Below are 15,708 nucleotides of genomic sequence, written 5' to 3'. Positions count from 1 at the left end.
CAGATGTAAACTGGCATCGCCGACTGGCGCTGTCACGGCAGCAGCATCGCCGATCATTTCCCGCGCCCGAGCATCGCATAGGCTGCTGTCCCCGAGCCCTGCGGATTGGCTGGACGAGGTAGCCTAAGCTCGCTCAAGTGGCGACGAGGTGGCCGTCGCCAACATCTTCAAGCTTGAGCTTCCGGGGCTCGTCACCGATGCGCCGCACAGCGCTTGGAATTTCACTGTCCAAGCGGGCGAACCGGGCGCGCCGGCGGCCTGGATCGGGAACCGGAACGGCTTCGATCAGCCGCTTTGTGTAAGGATGGCACGGGTTGGAGAAGATCTGGTCGCGGGTGCCCATCTCGACGATCTGCCCCAGATACATTACCGCCACGCGATCGGAGATGTTTTCTACCACCGCCATGTCGTGCGAGATGAAGAGATATGCGACGCCAAATTCGCGCTGCAGTTCCTTCAGCAAACTTAACACGCGCGCTTGCACCGACACGTCGAGAGCAGAGACGCTCTCGTCGGCAATGATCAGCTTCGGTCGCAGCGCCAGCGCCCGTGCAATGCAGATTCGCTGGCGCTGCCCGCCGGAGAATTCGTGGGGATAGCGCTCCATCTGGTCAGCGGAGAGGCCCACGCGTTCGAACAGGGCGGCGATCTGGGCACGCCGTTGCTCTCTGTCGCCAAGGCCGTGGATCAGCAGAGGCTCGGCGACGAGATCGCCTACTCGCATGCGCGGGTCGAGGGACGCGAAGGGATCCTGAAAGATCATCTGCACATTGCGGCGGACAGCCTTGCGCTCCTTTCGGCTGAGTGCCGACAAGTCCTGGCCGCCGATTGAAATGCTGCCGATGTAGGGCACCAGCCCGGCGATCGCCTTGGCCGTCGTCGACTTGCCGCAGCCCGATTCGCCGACCAGCGACAGGGTTTCGTGCGGCGCGATCGAGAAACTGACGCCTTCGACCGCGTGCACCCTGCGGTCGACGCGGCCGAAGAAGCCGCCACGCAGGTCGAAGCGGACGTGAAGATCGCCGACATGTACAAGCTCGGCCGGCATGTTGGCGGCATCCTGTCGGTCTTCGGCCATCCGTCCGCCGCCGATACGCGGCACGGCGGCCAGAAGCTCGCGCGTATAGTCGGCCTGCGGGCGATTGAAGATGTCAGCCGCCCTGCCCTGCTCGACCATCCGGCCGTCGCGCATGACAATGACGCGGTCCGCCATCTCGGCGACGACGCCCATGTCGTGCGTGATCAGGATAACGCTGGTGCCGTGCTCGCGCTGCAGGTCGCGCAGCAGCTCCAGCACCTCGCCCTGAACCGTGACATCGAGGGCGGTCGTCGGCTCATCGGCGATCAGCACATCCGGGTTCAGGGCCAGAGCCATGGCAATCATCACGCGCTGACGCATGCCGCCTGAGAGTTCGTGCGGATAGTGCTCGAGCCGCCGTTCGGCATCCGGAATTCGGACTGCCTTCAGCGCCTCGAGCGCCCTCAGCCGCGAGTCGGAGCGCGACAGCGAGGTGTGTGCCTCGATCGCCTCCGTGAGCTGACGGCCGATGGACAGAACCGGATTGAGCGATGTCATCGGTTCCTGAAAGATCATTGCAATACGGTTGCCGCGGATGCGGCGCATTCCGCTCTCGCTGAGAGCCGCGAGATCCTGATCGCCGAGCCGGATGGAGCCTGATCTGATGCGTGCCGCCGGCTGCGGCAGCAAGCCCATGATGGCCAGCGCCGTCATCGACTTGCCGGAACCGGACTCGCCGGCGATGCAAAGCGTTTCGCCGCGCATCAGGCCGAATGTCAGGTCGGAAACGACGTCGCGCTCGCCCTCCTCGCCACGCACGGCGACGCTCAGACCTGAGACGCTGAGTACCGGCCTAATGGAGCCACTCTTTGCGGCGGCCTGCCCGGATCGTTTGATGTCCTCCACGTTCATTCAAAGACGCAGCGGGGGAAGTAGAACGAAACCACCCAGTTGGGCATGTCGACGATCTCGCTGATGCGCAGGTCACCGCAAACCGAGACGAGCATATAGGCATCTACCGGATCCATGCCGTAGCGGCCGGAGAGCAGGTCGATCATGTGGGAGACGGCGCTCCTGGTGCCATCCATCAGATCCGGCCCGATACCGGTTGTCACCTCATAGCCCTTGGCGTCGAGATGCCGCGACACCGGACCGGGCGTTGTGAAACGCGGCGTCCGCAGCCGGGCATCCTTGACCAGATCGAGCGTCAGCACGGCATTCATGGGGCTCTCGATTGCCGTGCCGCAGACCTCGCCGTCGCCTTGCGCGGCGTGCGTGTCGCCGACCGAGAACAACGCTCCCGCGACCTCTACGGGCAGGTAGAGCACCGTGCCGGCAGCGAGATCGCGTATGTCCAGATTGCCGCCCACGCGCCGCGGCGGGACCACCGAATGCAGACCCGGCTCAGCCGGGGCATTGCCGATGGTGCCGGCGAAGGGCTTGAGCGGCACCCGGCCGCTCTTGCCGAACAGCGCCGGCTCGAGCGAGGCGGCGTCGTACTTCCAGATATTCAGTGCCGGTTGAGTGAAGTCATCCGCCAACAGACCGAATCCCGGGATATTTGCCGTCCACCCGAAGCCGGACGGCTTGAACGCCTCGATAGTGATTTTCAGGGCGTCGCCCGGCTCCGCCCCGTCGACATAGATCGGCCCAGTGACCGGGTTCACCTTGGCAAAATCGAGCACAGCAACGTCGTCGACGGTGCTCTCCATCGTCAGCTGCCCGCCGGACGAGTCCAGGCACTGGAACTCGATCGTCGACCCTGGCGCCACTCGTTCGGCCGGGACAAAGGAATTGTCCCAGCCGAAATGATGGTGGCGCCCGTGGATGGTGTAGTCGCAGTTATTGCACATCGGTCACATACACATTGTCGTAGTTGATCGGGATGTGGACCGGGTCGACATAAAGGTTGTCGGCGCCACCCATGCGGGCTGATTTCATGGTGAAACGCTGCTCGTTGAACACCGGTGCCCAGGGCGCGTCTTCCATGATCTTGCCGTAGATCTCACTCCACATCTTGGCGCGCTCGCCAGCCTTGGCCGGGTCAACGATGGAGTCGGCTTCGGCTGCCTTGGCGTCGAGGTCCTTGTTGCAATACCACGACCAGTTCCAGCCGCCCGGGACGGCACCAGCGCAGCCGAGGATCGGGCCGTAGAAGTTCGACGGATCGGGGAAGTCGGCGATCCAGGCCATGCCGCCGGACCAGATCATCGGCGCACCGGCCTTGTCGCCGCCGGCGGCGATGACGTTGGCCTGCGCTAGCGACTGGATACTGGCCTTGATGCCGACCGCCGCCAGATCCTGCTGAATGGCCTGCGCGATGCGCGGGTTGGGATCGGTGTTCATGGCAAACAGCTGCGTGTCAAATCCGTCGGGATGCCCGGCCTCGGCAAGCAAAGCCTTGGCCTTGCTCACGTCATAGGGATAGCCCTTGAATTCCTTGTCGTAGCCAGGCATCGACGGCGGCAACGGCTGATTGGCCGGCACCGCACGGTTGTTGATCAGCTGGACGATGCGGTCCTTGTTGATCGCCATGTTGACCGCCTGACGTACCTTCACATTGTCGAAGGGCGCCATGGTGGTATTCATGGTGATATAGCCGGTGTGCAACTGGCCGCCCTCGACGACACGGGCCTTCTGCTCGGGATCGGCCATCACCTCCTGGAATTTCGCCGGGGGAATGCCGTCGCCGGGAACGTCGATCTCGCCTTTCTGCAGCCGCAGCAGCGCCACGATCGGCTCCTGGCCGATCTCAAAGGTGATCTTGTCGAGATGCGGCAGACCTTTGTGCCAGTAATCCGGGTTGCGCTCGAAGACCACGCGCTGGCCGAGCGTCCATTCGGCGAGCCTGAAGGCGCCGGTTCCGACCGGATGCTTGCCGAAGTCCGCGCCGTATTTTTCGACCTCTTCATGCGGCACGACGTGCGAGAAATTGATCGCCATGACATGCAGGAAGGTGGCGTCGGGCCGGGTCAGCTCGAACTTGATCGTGTAGGGATCGACGACGGTTATGCCGGCCAGGCTTTCCGCTTTGCCGGCAGCGACATCGTCATAGCCTTTGATCGAACCGAAGAAGCCGGCACCCGGGCTCTGTGTCTTTGGATTGGTGACCCGGTCGAGCGAATATTTCACGTCGTCGGCGGTCATCTCGCGGCCGTTGTGGAATTTCACTCCATGGCGCAGCTTGAAGGTGAAGGTCTTGCCATCAGGCGCAATCTCGTAGCTCTCGGCAAGGTCGGGCCGCAGGTTGGTGGTGCCCGGCTCGTAGTCCATCAGCCCGTCGAACAGGCTCTTGATCATCGACCAGTTCTGCCAGTCATAGCCGATGGCCGGATCGAGCGTGGCGACGTCGTCCTTGTAGGTGATGGTGATCGCGCCGCCCTGCTTGGCATTCGGATCGACAATGTCTTCGGCGCGTACGCTCGTCATGCCAAGCACCAGCGCAAGCGCCGATGCTGCCACGGTGGATATCAGATATTTTCTCATGTCATGTTCCCTTCTCTGATTTTTGGGTTTTCATCTGAGCTTGATGCGCGGATCGATGAACGGTGCGACAGTGTCGGCCAGGAGATTGCCGAGCACGATGGCAAAGGCCGAAACCAGGGTGACCCCCATGATGATCGGAATGTCGATGCGCTGAATGGCCTGCCAGGCTAGCTGGCCGATGCCTGGCCAGCCGAACACGCTTTCGACAACCACGATGCCGCCCATGAAGATGCCGATGTCGATGCCGATCATGGCGATGACCGGCAGGATGGCGTTGGGCAGCGCGTGCCGGAAGATAATGGCGCTGCGTGCAAGACCCTTGGCACGCGCGGTACGCACGTAATCCTGGCGCAGCACGTCGATCATCGCCGAGCGCATCATGCGGGCGTACCACCCGGCGCCAAGAATTCCCATGGTCAGCGACGGCAGCACCAGATGACGCCAGGTGCCGTAACCGCCGATCGGGAACCAGCCGAGCCGCACCGCGAATACATAAAGCAGCAGCAGGCCGACGACGAATTGCGGTGCCGAGACGCCGACGAAGGAGGCGACCATCAGCGACTGGTCGGTGGCGGTGCCACGCTTGATGGCGGCGATGAGGCCCATCGTCAGCCCGATCACGACTTCGCAAGCAATGGCGCCGACCATCAGCAGCAGGCTTGCCGGCAGCCGCGAGACGATAAGCTCCGTGACCTCCGAGCGCTGAATGTAGGAGCGCCCCAGATCGCCGCTGAGAAGGCTGGTCAGGTAGTGCCAGTACTGGACGACAAAGGGCTGGTCGAGACCGAGCTGCCGGCGGATGCTCTCGACCGTCTCGGGCGTTGCGCTGCGGCCGGCGATCTGGCGGACAGGATCGGCGGGCAGCAGATAGAGCAGCGCAAAGGTGATCAGGGAGACGCCGAGCAAGATGAGAACCGACTGGACAACGCGGCGGCCGAGATAGGCGATCATGCCCGCCCCCTTTGCGTCGGATCGAGGATGTCGCGCAGCGCATCGCCGACCAGGTTAAAGGCTAGCGCCAGCGCCAGGATCGCCGCACCCGGAAAGAAAACCAGCCAGGGCGCTGCCTGAAAATAGGTTTGATTTTCGAAGATGATGTTGCCCCAGGAAGCAGTCGGCGGTTGCACGCCGATGCCGAGATAGCTGAGCGTCGCTTCCAGAAGCACCGTCGTCGAGATGCCGAGCGTGCCCCAGACGATGATCGTCGGCAAAAGGTGGGGCAGGATATGGCGAAACAGGATACGTGGAGAGCTTGCGCCGATGGTGCGCTCGGCATCGATGAACTCGCGCTCGGAGAGCGAACTTGTCTCGGTGTAGATGACGCGGGCGGTCTGCACCCAGTTCACCAATGCGATCACCATGGCGACGATCCACAGGCTCGGCTGGAGGACCGCCGCCAGGCAGATGGCGAGCAGCAGCGCGGGGAAAGCCATCATCAAATCGGTGAAGCGCATAAGCGCGCTTCCGATCCAGCCGCGGAAGTAGCCGGCGGTGATGCCGACTAGCGTGCCGATCAGAAGCGCCACGCCATTGGCGACGATGCCGATGATCAGCGACGTGCGCGCGCCGAATAGGAGACGGGTCAGCAGGTCGCGGCCAAGCAGGTCGGTGCCTAGCCAGAACTGGGCTCCCGGCGGCAGTGGCGCGCCTTCAAGCGTGAGCCCGTCGAACATCTGCTCGTTCGGATCGTAGCCTGTCAGCCACGGTGCAAGGATGGCGCCGGCCAAGACAAGGGCAATAATCCCGAGGCCGAGCAAAGCGAGAGGCCGTTTTAGCAGACGTCGCCAGAGGCCGGCGCGAGGCTTGGCCGGCATACGCCCGGCGGCTGAAAGCTCAGGCGCGATCGGATTGGTCATCGTCGCCTTCTTCTTGTGTCATCGCCACGATCCTGCGCGCTGCTTCCTCGACGCTGATTTGCCAGCTCATTGCCAGCGAGCGGAGCTGCGCATAGGCACGGCCGTCCTCGACGCCCTTCGACAAGGCCTCCACCGCGCGTACGATGGTCTGGCGCTCCGCGACCCGCTGACGAAGCGAGGCGATCTCGCCGGCCAGAAGCTTGCGCGCCTCGAAACTCTGCCTTGCGATCAAAAGCGCGCTGTAGACGCCGGCATTGCCGACTGGTTTCAGCAATTGGGCATCGGCCTTGTGCGACAGTGCCCATTCGACACGCCCCGGCGCCTCGGAGCCGATCAGCGCTATCAGCGGCATCGGGGCCTCGCCCGGCTTCCACGGAAATTGCTCGTCAAAGCCGAGGTCGACGTCGAAGAAGACGAAGTCCGCCGCCAAGGCTTCGGCCGGCAGTTCCGGCCAGAAGCCAATCGCCTCAAGGCCGATGGCCGACAATTGTCTTGTGATCGCCTGCACGGTCGGATGTGGACGATGCAGGACAAAAGCCCTGGCGCCTCCAAGGTTCGGGATACGCGCCATCTTGCTCACGACACCACCCGCAGGCGTGGCCGCCCGAACGTCTCCGTCCGGTCATAGCGGGAAAGGTAGGGATCGGGTGCCACGCCCTTCGTCAGCGTGACCGTTTTGAACGATGTTCCATCGATACGTCCGATCTGCACTGGCAACGTAGCATGCTGGGTTTGCGGGTCGATGGCGATGTCGCCCAGCGGTGTTCGAAATGATGTTCCGGCAAAGACCTTGGGAAGGTCCATCCATTGTGCACCGGGGTTGCGGGTGAGTATCTCTGCGAGCGTGCGCACCGAGGCATAAGCAGCCGCCTCGAAGGATGAGGCAGGCATAACGGAAGACACTGAAGCCGCTCCGCGATCCGCGCCCGAGATATCGTGAAAATAGGGCCCAACGGAAAGATGGCCATTGCCTGCCCCGTTGAGCGCCGGCAATTCGCATTCCGTGAGATTGCAGGACAGGATCGGGCAACGCTCCGGCCTGAAATGCGGGTCCCGCCGGCCAAGCTCGGCATAGGCGGCGATAAAGGCATAGGACGAAGGGCCGATGAGATTGTTCAGAATGAAATCAGGTCTCGTCGCCTGAACCTCCGCGATCAGCCGCGCAACATCGACCTCGCCGAGCGGCAGATAGCGTTCACCCAGCACCTTGCCGCCGGCGTCCGCAATCAGGTCGCGCGCCACACGGTTGGTCTCCCAACCCCAGATGTAGTTGGAACCGAGCAGGAAGCCGTCGGCGCCGAAACGAGGCACGACATAGGCAAGCAGCGGTACGAGATGCTGATTGGGGCAGGCGTGCGTATAGACGACGTGCTCGTTGGCTTCGAAACCTTCGTACGGGCAGGCGTACCACAGCGTGCCGCCTGCCCTTTCCAGGATTGGAATGACCTCCTTGCGGCTCCACGAGGTGACGCAGCCAATGATGTGACGCGCGCCACTGTTGGCGAGAATGTCGGCGCAGCCGCTTGCATACCGATCGATGTTGCCCTGCGGGTCGCGCTCGACCGGGACGAATTCGAAGGGGACAGCGGGATCGGCATTGACGTCCGCGATGGAGTTCACCGCGCCCGCGCGGCAGGATTCGGACACCAGCCGGTAGTTGCCGGACCGCGAATAGAGAATGCCGATCTCGATATGCCGTTTCAAGCAAAGCCTCAAAATGACAATGCCCCGCAGCCACCGCCGCAAGGCGAGGCATACGAGGCATTCTTGCCGCCCGGCGGCCAGAGCCGGTATTTGTCCTCACCGTATTCCGCCCGCGCTCCCAGTCAAGAGCCGCCGCACGAAACTTTGGCTAGCCGAAACGGTTCGACGTGGAGCACGCAACTCACGCCGGTCGTCCGCCAGGAACCAAAATTGCTGATGCCCAAGTATGAGGCCCGGACAACCAGGTTCGCTACCATTCAAAGCAACGACTTTAATATCGGTTTACCTGAATCTGCTAGCAGCAATGACGCCGGTTTTTCGTCGGTCAAGCAAAGGGTTCACCTTGCCGCAGCAATTCAGCATTCCGTTCGGTCACCCGGGCGATCGCAACTGGCCGAGGTTCCACGGCTTCATGGGCGTCGAATTGGAACGCGCGCCCGATGTTCTCGTGCCTCGTGTCGCCTTGGCCCGGAAGCTCGGTGGGTGGAACTTTGGTGGCGGGAGCCGGGCTTGAGCGTCATTCGCGCCTTGCAAGGCGCCGATCTCCCAGCAGTCGCGAACATGTTTCAACGCGTGCTGCTGAAGGAAAGGACCGAAGCGCCGGCCTCTCTCGTGGAATACATGAAACGGTTTTATCTGGATGCGCCCGGTTGCGGAGATAGCCTCCGGTCGCTTGTCCACGTCAACGACGCCGGTCGTGTCTCCGGGTTTGTCGGTGTTCATGTGTTGCCGATGACGTTCAACGGCCGTCAAGTACGCGCCGCCATCTGTAGCTCGCTCATGGTCGAGGACCATGAGCACGACCCGCTGGCCGGCGCCCGCTTGCTGAAAGCTTACCTGGATGGTCCGCAGGACATCTCCTTCAGCGAGACGGCCAACGATATCTCGGTGAAATTGTGGACCCGGCTGCGCGGCGTGGTCCTGCCGCAATACAGCCTCGACTGGGTGCGTGTGATGCGGCCAGCGACCTTCATGCTCAGCCTTTCCGCCAATCGCATGGAGCTTGCCCGAGTGCTCAATCCGTTGGCGCGTGCCGTCGACCGATTCTATTGCAGGAGGATGACGTCCAGCGAACGACGCTGGTCGGGTGTGGCGGCGGACGGGGCAGGTCACGGGGGATTTCGCATGTCCGAAATCGACAGCCACACATTTGCCAAGCTAATCGAGCCGTTTATCGCGCGTTTCGCGCTACGCCCGGAATGGACGGAAGACCAACTCAACCACATCCTGACCGATGCCGCACAAAAGCCGGATCTGGGCGAGCTTGTCTACGTTTGCGTGACGTCGCCAGTCGGCACCAATGTCGGCGCTTTCGCCTATTACGCACGGAAGTATGAAATTGGCCGCGTGCTGCAGATCCTCGCCCTGCCCGGCCAGGCGGGCTCCGTGATAGACTGCCTGATCGATCATGCCGCCGCGCGCGGCGTCAGCGGCCTGCGCGGACGTGTTCAACCTGCACTTCTAGAGGCGATGCTTGGACGACGGATCGCTTTCCTGACCGTTGCTTCAACGGTGGTGCATTCACGTGATCCAGAGCTGTTGGACGCCATGAAGAACTCGCAAGTTTTCCTGAACGGGCTTGCGGGCGAGCAATGGAGCCGGCTGATCGGCACCCGTTTCAGCTAGAGCGGGATGCATGCAAATCGAACCGTGCACACCGCTCTACCTGTTTGTCAGGTGCCGATTTCCTCGACGACATCAACGAGTTGCGGACGCTGGTGCAGATAACGCGTCGCCCTGCGTTTGGCGATGATATCGGCCCAGACGCTTTCCACTTGTGTGGCGGCCAACCCCGCCGCCTGCCCCACTACCTCAGCCGCCACGCCGTTGTTGAGACCGTAAAGGCACAGATCCATGCGGTCATAAGGAAGCGAGAAGTAAAACTCCTCCTGGGTCTGCGCCAGCGAGTAGGTATCGGTGGTCGGAGGCCGGTTGAGGATTTCCTCCGGAACACCGAGATGGGCCGCGAGCGCATAGACCTGCGTTTTATAGAGATGAGCGATCGGCTTGACGTCCGCGGCGCCGTCACCGTTCTTCACGAAGAAACCCTGATCGTATTCCAGCCGGTTCGGTGTTCCAAGAACGGCGAAATTCAGGCGGTCGGCGTGATAGTATTCAATCTGCTTGCGGGTGCGTTGTTTCATATTGGTAGCGGCGACGACGCCGAGATAGACAGGCAGCGGCATTCTCAGTTTCGTCTGCTTGCCGTCCGGATCCTGCACCACCAGGGATGAGATGTTGTAACCCCCGCCCTCGAGCGCGTTCGCGATGACGATCTTCGAGGCCCAGCCTTCGCCGTATTCCGGGACCACTTCGCGGATGAAGGCGTCGCGACGCTTGTAGCAGCCCATTGCGCGCAGGATCGGCCCTATATCCTCCGTCACAGCCTCGACACCGAAAGTTTCGGCGACGAGGCGGCCGAGCCGCAGGCTTTCAGGATCGGAATCGCTTTCCGGCATGAACAGGCAAAGCACATTCTTGGGCCCGACGGCTCGTGCCGCCAACGCGACCGACACGCTCGAATCGATCCCGCCCGAAAGACCGAGCACAAGGCCCCGCTTGCGAAGCCCGCGCAACTGCTGGCGCAAGGCCGTTACGATACGGTCCGTTTCGGTGATCAGGTCGATTGCCAGAGCCTGCGTCAGAAAGGCCCGCGCATCCTCGGTCGGGCGAACATTCATTGCGCGGCCTCCATGGTTTCTGCCGCAAGCCGACGGCTGACCTTGCCGGTATCAGTCTTCGGCAGTTCCCGGCGGAACTCGATGACCTTGGGGACCATGAAGTCCTCAAGGTGGCGTGCACAGTGACGGATGATATCCTTTTCGCTAAGCGCCGGGTCGGACCGTACGATAACTGCGCCGATCGAATGCCCGAGCACGGGATCCGGCACACCGACAACCACCGCTTCCGCGATGCCCGGATGAGCGTGAAGCACGGCTTCCACTTCCTTGGGCGCCACCTTCTCCCCCCGCGACTTTATGATGTCGTCCTTGCGGCCGACGAAATAAAGGAAGCCCTCCTCATCGGCCCTGAACAGATCGCCGGTGTAGAGAACCTTCTCCCAAGGGTTCGGACCCGGGCGCAGGGCTCGTGCTGTCGCAGCTTCGTTTCGCCAATAACCCTGCATGACGTGCGGCCCGCGAATGATCAGCTCGCCTGCTACGCCCGGCGGCACCCGTTGCCCGTGGTCGTCGACGACAAAGGCTTCGGTGTTCGGAATGGCTATTCCGACCGAGCCCGGCCGGCGGTCGAGCTCCTCGGGCGGCAGATAGGTGCAGCGCTTGCATTCCGTCAGGCCATACATCGAATAGAGCCTGACACCGGGGAAAAGGAACCGAAGGCGTTCTATGTGAGAGGGCGGCAAGGCAGCCGCCGTGTTGGAAATATAGCGAAGGCTGGGCAGGAAGCCCGGCGCCAGATCACGCATCTGCAGGATCATCGCTGCCATCGTGGGCACGAGCGGAAGCCCGGTGACTCGTTCCTGGCGGATGCGTTCAAAGACCGCCTGGGGAAAAGCGAAGGACTTCTCGAGCACGAGCGTGGCGCCGAGCCTGACGGCCATCAGCAACTGATAGAGGCCGTAGTCGAAGGCGAGCGGCAGAACATTCAAGATGATGTCGTCGGGCGAGTTGCGCAGATAAGTGGTGATGGAGTCGGCCGCCGCGTCGCAATTGCGGTGCGTCATCATCACACCCTTGGGCCGGCCGGTCGAGCCCGAGGTGTAGATCAACATCGCAAGATCGACGTCAATGCCGCGATGGTCAATCTCCCCGGCTTGAAACGTCAAGCAATCCGCCAGGGATGTGGCTCCTGCCGGGCATTGGTTATCGGCAGCAACGGTGGAAGCCACGAAGATACCGGTCTTGCCGGAGTATCTTGACGCCTCCGCGACCACGGGCATCAGTTTTGCTTGAGTGAGAATCGCGGCCGCATCGCAATCGGTGATAATGTAGGCCAGCTTTTCGGCCTTAGTGGATGCGTTGATCGGACTGAAAGTCGCGCCTGCTTTAAGAACCGCGAAAATCGAAACCGCAGCCTCCCAGCAATTGTCCATGAAGATCAGGACCCGGTCGTCGCGCCTGACGCCATTCATGAAAAGGGCGGCGGCCAGGCGGCTCGAGAGATCGTCCAGCTCTTCGTAGCACAGCCTTTTGTGCTCGGTGATCAATGCCGTTTTGGCTGGATCGGCAGCGGCTTTCGCCGTCAGAAAATGTTCGATTCGCACGGACGCTCCTCGCCGATGGCGCCTACGCTGCCAGCGCTTCTGCTTTTGCCTTGATGAAGGCTGAGATGCGGTCAATCGAATCCAGATTGGCCGGTACGATGTCGGCATCGACCATCGCTATGCCGAAATCATCCTCTATAAATGCCACGAGCTCCAACACGGCCGTCGAATCGATGATGCCGTTTTCGATCAGTGACGCGGAGTCCGCAAGCTCGTAGGACGTGTCGCCGAACAAGAAGTTGTCGACGATAAAGGTTTTGACCTTGTCCTTGATTGCTACCATGATTTTTCATTCCCTCGATTTCTCAGGCCGCTCGTGCTGCACCGACCTTTTCGCCGGTGAAAATCTTCTGCCACAGCTGCGTCGACAAAATGCCGACGAAAGCCGCATTGTCGCGGAATCCGGACGCGGGCTGCAAGCGGCATTTCTCGTGCAGGTTCGCCACCGCCTTGGCGTTGAATAGTCCTCCGGCGGCGATGCTTGCCTCGCTCAACGAGTCGCGTATGTAGTCCAGTTCTCCGGGTCCAACGAAGGAGCGGGCTTCCGGCGCCCGGTAAGGCTGTTTGGTGCGCTCGCTGATGGCCGTCGGAAGCAGGTGCTTGGCAACTTTGCGCAGTATGTGTTTTTCCACCAGTCCCTTGAGCTTCATCTCCGGCGGAAGTCTTGCCGCAAACTCCACCAAGCGATGGTCAAGGAAGGGGAAACGCCCTTCGATACCATGCGCCATGGCCATGCGATCGCCCTGGCTGGAGAGGATGTAGCCCGGCAGGAGAAAGCGGGTTTCGAGATATTGCGCTTGATGCAGCGGATGCCACCGGGAAAACGCCTCAGGCAACCGGCCGGCCAGTTCCTCGGCTGCGTCGTAGCCCTTCAATGTCGCACGCAGGTCACCGGAGAAAAACATCTTGGCCGCTGATGTGGTCTTGAAACGCGGCCGATGCGAGAACAGCGGATCGTCCAGGGCTGCGCTGCCGGTGCCGAAGAACGCGGCCAGGTACTCTACGGACTGCTGCTGCAGACCTGGCAGATAGGGATAAAGCTTCCGGAACAGCTGTGGTCTTATGCGCGATGCCGGCTGTCGTCCGCAGAAACGGCGAACCCGCGCTTCCTTGAAGACATCATAGCCGGCAAAGACTTCGTCGGCGCCTTCGCCTGTCAGCACCACTTTCAAACCGGCCTGGCGAACGAGGCCGGACAGTTGATAGAGGGGGGCCGGGGCGGTGCGGATGATCGGCCGCTCGGTAAAGCGGATGACTTCGGGAAACACGCCGGCGATATCACCGGCACGACAGGCTATGGTTCGATGGCGCGTGCCAAGTGCTGACGCCATTTCGGTCTGGAAGGCGCTTTCGTCATGCTCGCCGCTGTCGAACGTTACGGAAAATGTCTGCAGCTTAAGAGGAGTCATGCCGGCCGCGAGTGCCGAAACGAGGGATGAATCGAGCCCGCCCGAAAGGTAAGAACCGACCGGCACGTCGGCGCGCATGCGAAGCCTCACCGCGTCGGTCAACAAGGTCCGCAGTTCCTCGGCCGCGTCGTCCTCATTGGTGATCTTCGATGGCGCATCTCGATGAGGATAGTCCAGATGCCAGTATGGTTTGACCGTCACTTGCCCCTCGGTCGCGATCATTACGCTTGCCGGCTCCAGCTCGTGGATATCCCGGAAAGCCGTGCGTGGCGCGATCGGCGCCCAAAGCGTAAAGATCTGGTCGAGTGCAATCGGATCGATTTCGGCAGAGATGCCGGGTACCTTCAGCAGGGCTTTTATCTCGGACGCAAAGTAGACCACCCCGTCCTTGCTGGTGTAGAACAGCGGCCTAACACCCATGCGGTCTCTTGCAAGCACCATCCGCCGCCGCCGGCTATCCCAAATCGCGAAGGCGAAATCACCGTTCAGGAGCGGGAGGCAGTCTTCGCCCATTTCCTCATACAGCTGCAGGAGAACCTCGGTGTCGCTCGACGTGCGGAAGCGTCGGCCTTTGGCCAGCAGCCCTTCGCGCAATTCCACGTAATTGAAAATCTCGCCGTTGAACGCAATCGTCAAATTGCCGGTTTCGTCGGACATCGGCTGCTGGCCATCACCAATTCCGATCACCGACAGCCGCGCATGCCCGAGTCCAGCCTCGGGCGCTACGAATTTGCCTTGTTCATCCGGTCCGCGATGGGCGATCGCGGACGTCATGCGCGCAAGCAAAGCTTCCGCATCCCGGACTGAACCGAAATAGCCCCCGAATCCGCACATCCACACAGCTCATATTGAACAGCAAGCCACGAAACATAGCCGCCATAAGCGCCTCAAAGGTTAATCGGATACCTTTCAGCGAGCATGTGGTTAACAGGATGTTAGGACAAAACGATGCTTTTGCGGACCGGCTTGTGCCCACTCCAGGTGTCCCGCTTGAAGGCGTCACGGCGAGTGGTGCAAATCACTGCTTCGAGTATGGCCGGTACCAGTCGACAAACTTCTTCAGCCCGTCCTCTATCGAAACGCTAGGCCTGAAGCCGAAATCCCGCTCCAGCGCGCTCATGTCGGCGTAAGTCTTCTCGACGTCGCTCGCCTGCATCGGCTCGTTGTGGCGGATTGCCTTGACCTTGAGCAGCCTTTCCAGAATGTCGATGAAGTCGCCCAGACGCACCGGCCGGTTGTTGCCGACATTGTAGAGCCTGTTCGGCGGAACGTCGGCTGCCGGCGGCTTGTCGAGCACGGCGACGACCGCCTTAACCACATCGTCTATGTAGGTGAAATCGCGCCACATTTCGCCATTGTTGAAAACCCGGATCGGCTTGCCCTCGAGCATCGCCCGGGTGAACATCCAATAGGCCATGTCGGGGCGGCCCCAAGGACCATAGACCGTGAAAAACCGCAGGCCGGTCTGCGGTATGCCGAACAGATGGGCGTAGGTGTGGCTCATCAACTCATCGGTTTTCTTGGTGGCGGCGTAGAGCGAAACGGGCTTGTCGACCTGATCGGCTTCGCTGAACGGCACGCTGCGGTTGCCGCCATACACCGAGCTCGACGAGGCATAGACCAGATGCTCGAATGCCGGCTCGGCGCGACAGAATTCGAGCACTTCGAGGTGGCCCATGACATTGGAGCGGACATAGAGCCGCGGATTGTCGAGTGAGTGACGCACACCGGCCTGCGCGGCGAGATGCACGATCCTGACGATGCCTTGCCCGGCCAGAGCAGCCGCAAGCGCGCCCTGTTCGGCAATATCGAGCTGGTGGAACGAAAAATCCTTGCGGGGCAGAAGGCGGGCAAGCCGCCCCTTTTTGAGCGCCAGGTCGTAATAGTCGTTCATGTTGTCGACGCCGACGACCGCTTGTCCCCGGTCGAGCAGATAGTGGCAAACGTGACTGCCAATGAACCCCGCGGCACCGGTGACAAGTATAGGCAACAAGCTTCTCCACGCGCATA

Annotated in this window: 13 protein-coding genes; 1 reads left to right on the top strand and 12 read right to left on the bottom strand. The window is 61.6% G+C overall.

What is annotated here, in order from left to right:
- Positions 1-133: 133 nt before the first annotated feature.
- The 7 genes from NKJ13_RS05265 to NKJ13_RS05235 are packed head-to-tail and all read right to left on the bottom strand — an operon-like array spanning position 134 to position 8,064.
- On the bottom strand, positions 134-1,930 hold the full coding sequence (locus tag NKJ13_RS05265; protein ID WP_352777230.1) for an ABC transporter ATP-binding protein: 1,797 nt from the start codon (positions 1,928-1,930) through the stop codon (positions 134-136).
- Entirely contained in the window at positions 1,927-2,871 is a 945-nt protein-coding gene (locus NKJ13_RS05260) for an acetamidase/formamidase family protein (RefSeq protein WP_352777228.1), read from the bottom strand. The genes NKJ13_RS05265 and NKJ13_RS05260 overlap by 4 nt, the downstream gene beginning before the upstream one ends.
- The gene (locus tag NKJ13_RS05255; RefSeq protein ID WP_352777226.1) at positions 2,861-4,504 is read right to left on the bottom strand and encodes an ABC transporter substrate-binding protein; all 1,644 of its coding nucleotides are present in this window, start codon (positions 4,502-4,504) and stop codon (positions 2,861-2,863) included. Before NKJ13_RS05255 ends, NKJ13_RS05260 begins: the two co-directional genes overlap by 11 nt.
- A gap of 30 nt (positions 4,505-4,534) precedes the next feature.
- Positions 4,535-5,455 (bottom strand): ABC transporter permease, encoded by a 921-nt coding sequence (locus NKJ13_RS05250; protein WP_352777223.1) that lies wholly within the window; start codon positions 5,453-5,455, stop codon positions 4,535-4,537.
- Entirely contained in the window at positions 5,452-6,318 is an 867-nt protein-coding gene (locus NKJ13_RS05245; RefSeq protein WP_352777429.1) for an ABC transporter permease, read from the bottom strand. Before NKJ13_RS05245 ends, NKJ13_RS05250 begins: the two co-directional genes overlap by 4 nt.
- A 19-nt stretch (positions 6,319-6,337) precedes the next feature.
- Positions 6,338-6,940 (bottom strand): ANTAR domain-containing response regulator, encoded by a 603-nt coding sequence (locus NKJ13_RS05240; protein ID WP_352645958.1) that lies wholly within the window; start codon positions 6,938-6,940, stop codon positions 6,338-6,340.
- Positions 6,937-8,064: a transporter substrate-binding protein gene (locus NKJ13_RS05235; protein ID WP_352777221.1), complete on the bottom strand. Its 1,128-nt coding sequence runs from the start codon at positions 8,062-8,064 to the stop codon at positions 6,937-6,939. Before NKJ13_RS05235 ends, NKJ13_RS05240 begins: the two co-directional genes overlap by 4 nt.
- Before the next feature lie 510 nt (positions 8,065-8,574).
- Here NKJ13_RS05235 and NKJ13_RS05230 point away from each other — a divergent pair.
- A complete protein-coding gene (locus NKJ13_RS05230) occupies positions 8,575-9,690 on the top strand; it encodes a hypothetical protein (protein WP_352505197.1) in 1,116 nt (371 codons plus the stop codon).
- Positions 9,691-9,737: 47 nt separating this feature from the next.
- On the opposite strand, the gene nadE is transcribed toward NKJ13_RS05230, so the two are convergent.
- The 5 genes from nadE to NKJ13_RS05205 form a co-directional block, all read right to left on the bottom strand.
- Positions 9,738-10,745, bottom strand: a complete 1,008-nt coding sequence (gene nadE, locus NKJ13_RS05225) for an NAD(+) synthase (RefSeq protein ID WP_352777218.1) — start codon at positions 10,743-10,745, stop codon at positions 9,738-9,740.
- Positions 10,742-12,289, bottom strand: coding sequence for a class I adenylate-forming enzyme family protein (locus NKJ13_RS05220; protein ID WP_352737045.1), 1,548 nt, complete (start codon positions 12,287-12,289; stop codon positions 10,742-10,744). The genes nadE and NKJ13_RS05220 overlap by 4 nt, the downstream gene beginning before the upstream one ends.
- Before the next feature lie 22 nt (positions 12,290-12,311).
- Positions 12,312-12,575 carry an acyl carrier protein gene (locus NKJ13_RS05215; protein ID WP_254818658.1) on the bottom strand — a complete coding sequence of 88 codons (264 nt, stop codon included), beginning with the start codon at positions 12,573-12,575 and terminating at the stop codon, positions 12,312-12,314.
- Positions 12,576-12,594: 19 nt separating this feature from the next.
- On the bottom strand, positions 12,595-14,532 hold the full coding sequence (gene asnB / locus NKJ13_RS05210) for an asparagine synthase (glutamine-hydrolyzing) (RefSeq protein WP_352737046.1): 1,938 nt from the start codon (positions 14,530-14,532) through the stop codon (positions 12,595-12,597).
- Positions 14,533-14,716: 184 nt separating this feature from the next.
- Positions 14,717-15,688, bottom strand: a complete 972-nt coding sequence (locus tag NKJ13_RS05205; protein WP_352737047.1) for an NAD-dependent epimerase/dehydratase family protein — start codon at positions 15,686-15,688, stop codon at positions 14,717-14,719.
- Between the last annotated feature and the right edge of the window lie 20 nt (positions 15,689-15,708).

The organism is Mesorhizobium sp. M0174, assembly GCF_040322275.1.
In the GTDB taxonomy this organism is placed as follows: domain Bacteria; phylum Pseudomonadota; class Alphaproteobacteria; order Rhizobiales; family Rhizobiaceae; genus Mesorhizobium.
This window is presented reverse-complemented; position numbering and strand designations above follow the sequence as displayed.

Coding starts and splice junctions, on each gene's coding strand:
- NKJ13_RS05265 (WP_352777230.1), bottom strand. CDS start 1,930: ATGAACGTGGAGGACATCAAACGATCCGGGCAGGCCGCCGCAAAGAGT.
- nadE (WP_352777218.1), bottom strand. CDS start 10,745: ATGAATGTTCGCCCGACCGAGGATGCGCGGGCCTTTCTGACGCAGGCT.
- asnB (WP_352737046.1), bottom strand. CDS start 14,532: ATGTGCGGATTCGGGGGCTATTTCGGTTCAGTCCGGGATGCGGAAGCT.
- NKJ13_RS05260 (WP_352777228.1), bottom strand. CDS start 2,871: ATGTGCAATAACTGCGACTACACCATCCACGGGCGCCACCATCATTTC.
- NKJ13_RS05255 (WP_352777226.1), bottom strand. CDS start 4,504: ATGAGAAAATATCTGATATCCACCGTGGCAGCATCGGCGCTTGCGCTG.
- NKJ13_RS05250 (WP_352777223.1), bottom strand. CDS start 5,455: ATGATCGCCTATCTCGGCCGCCGCGTTGTCCAGTCGGTTCTCATCTTG.
- NKJ13_RS05245 (WP_352777429.1), bottom strand. CDS start 6,318: ATGCCGGCCAAGCCTCGCGCCGGCCTCTGGCGACGTCTGCTAAAACGG.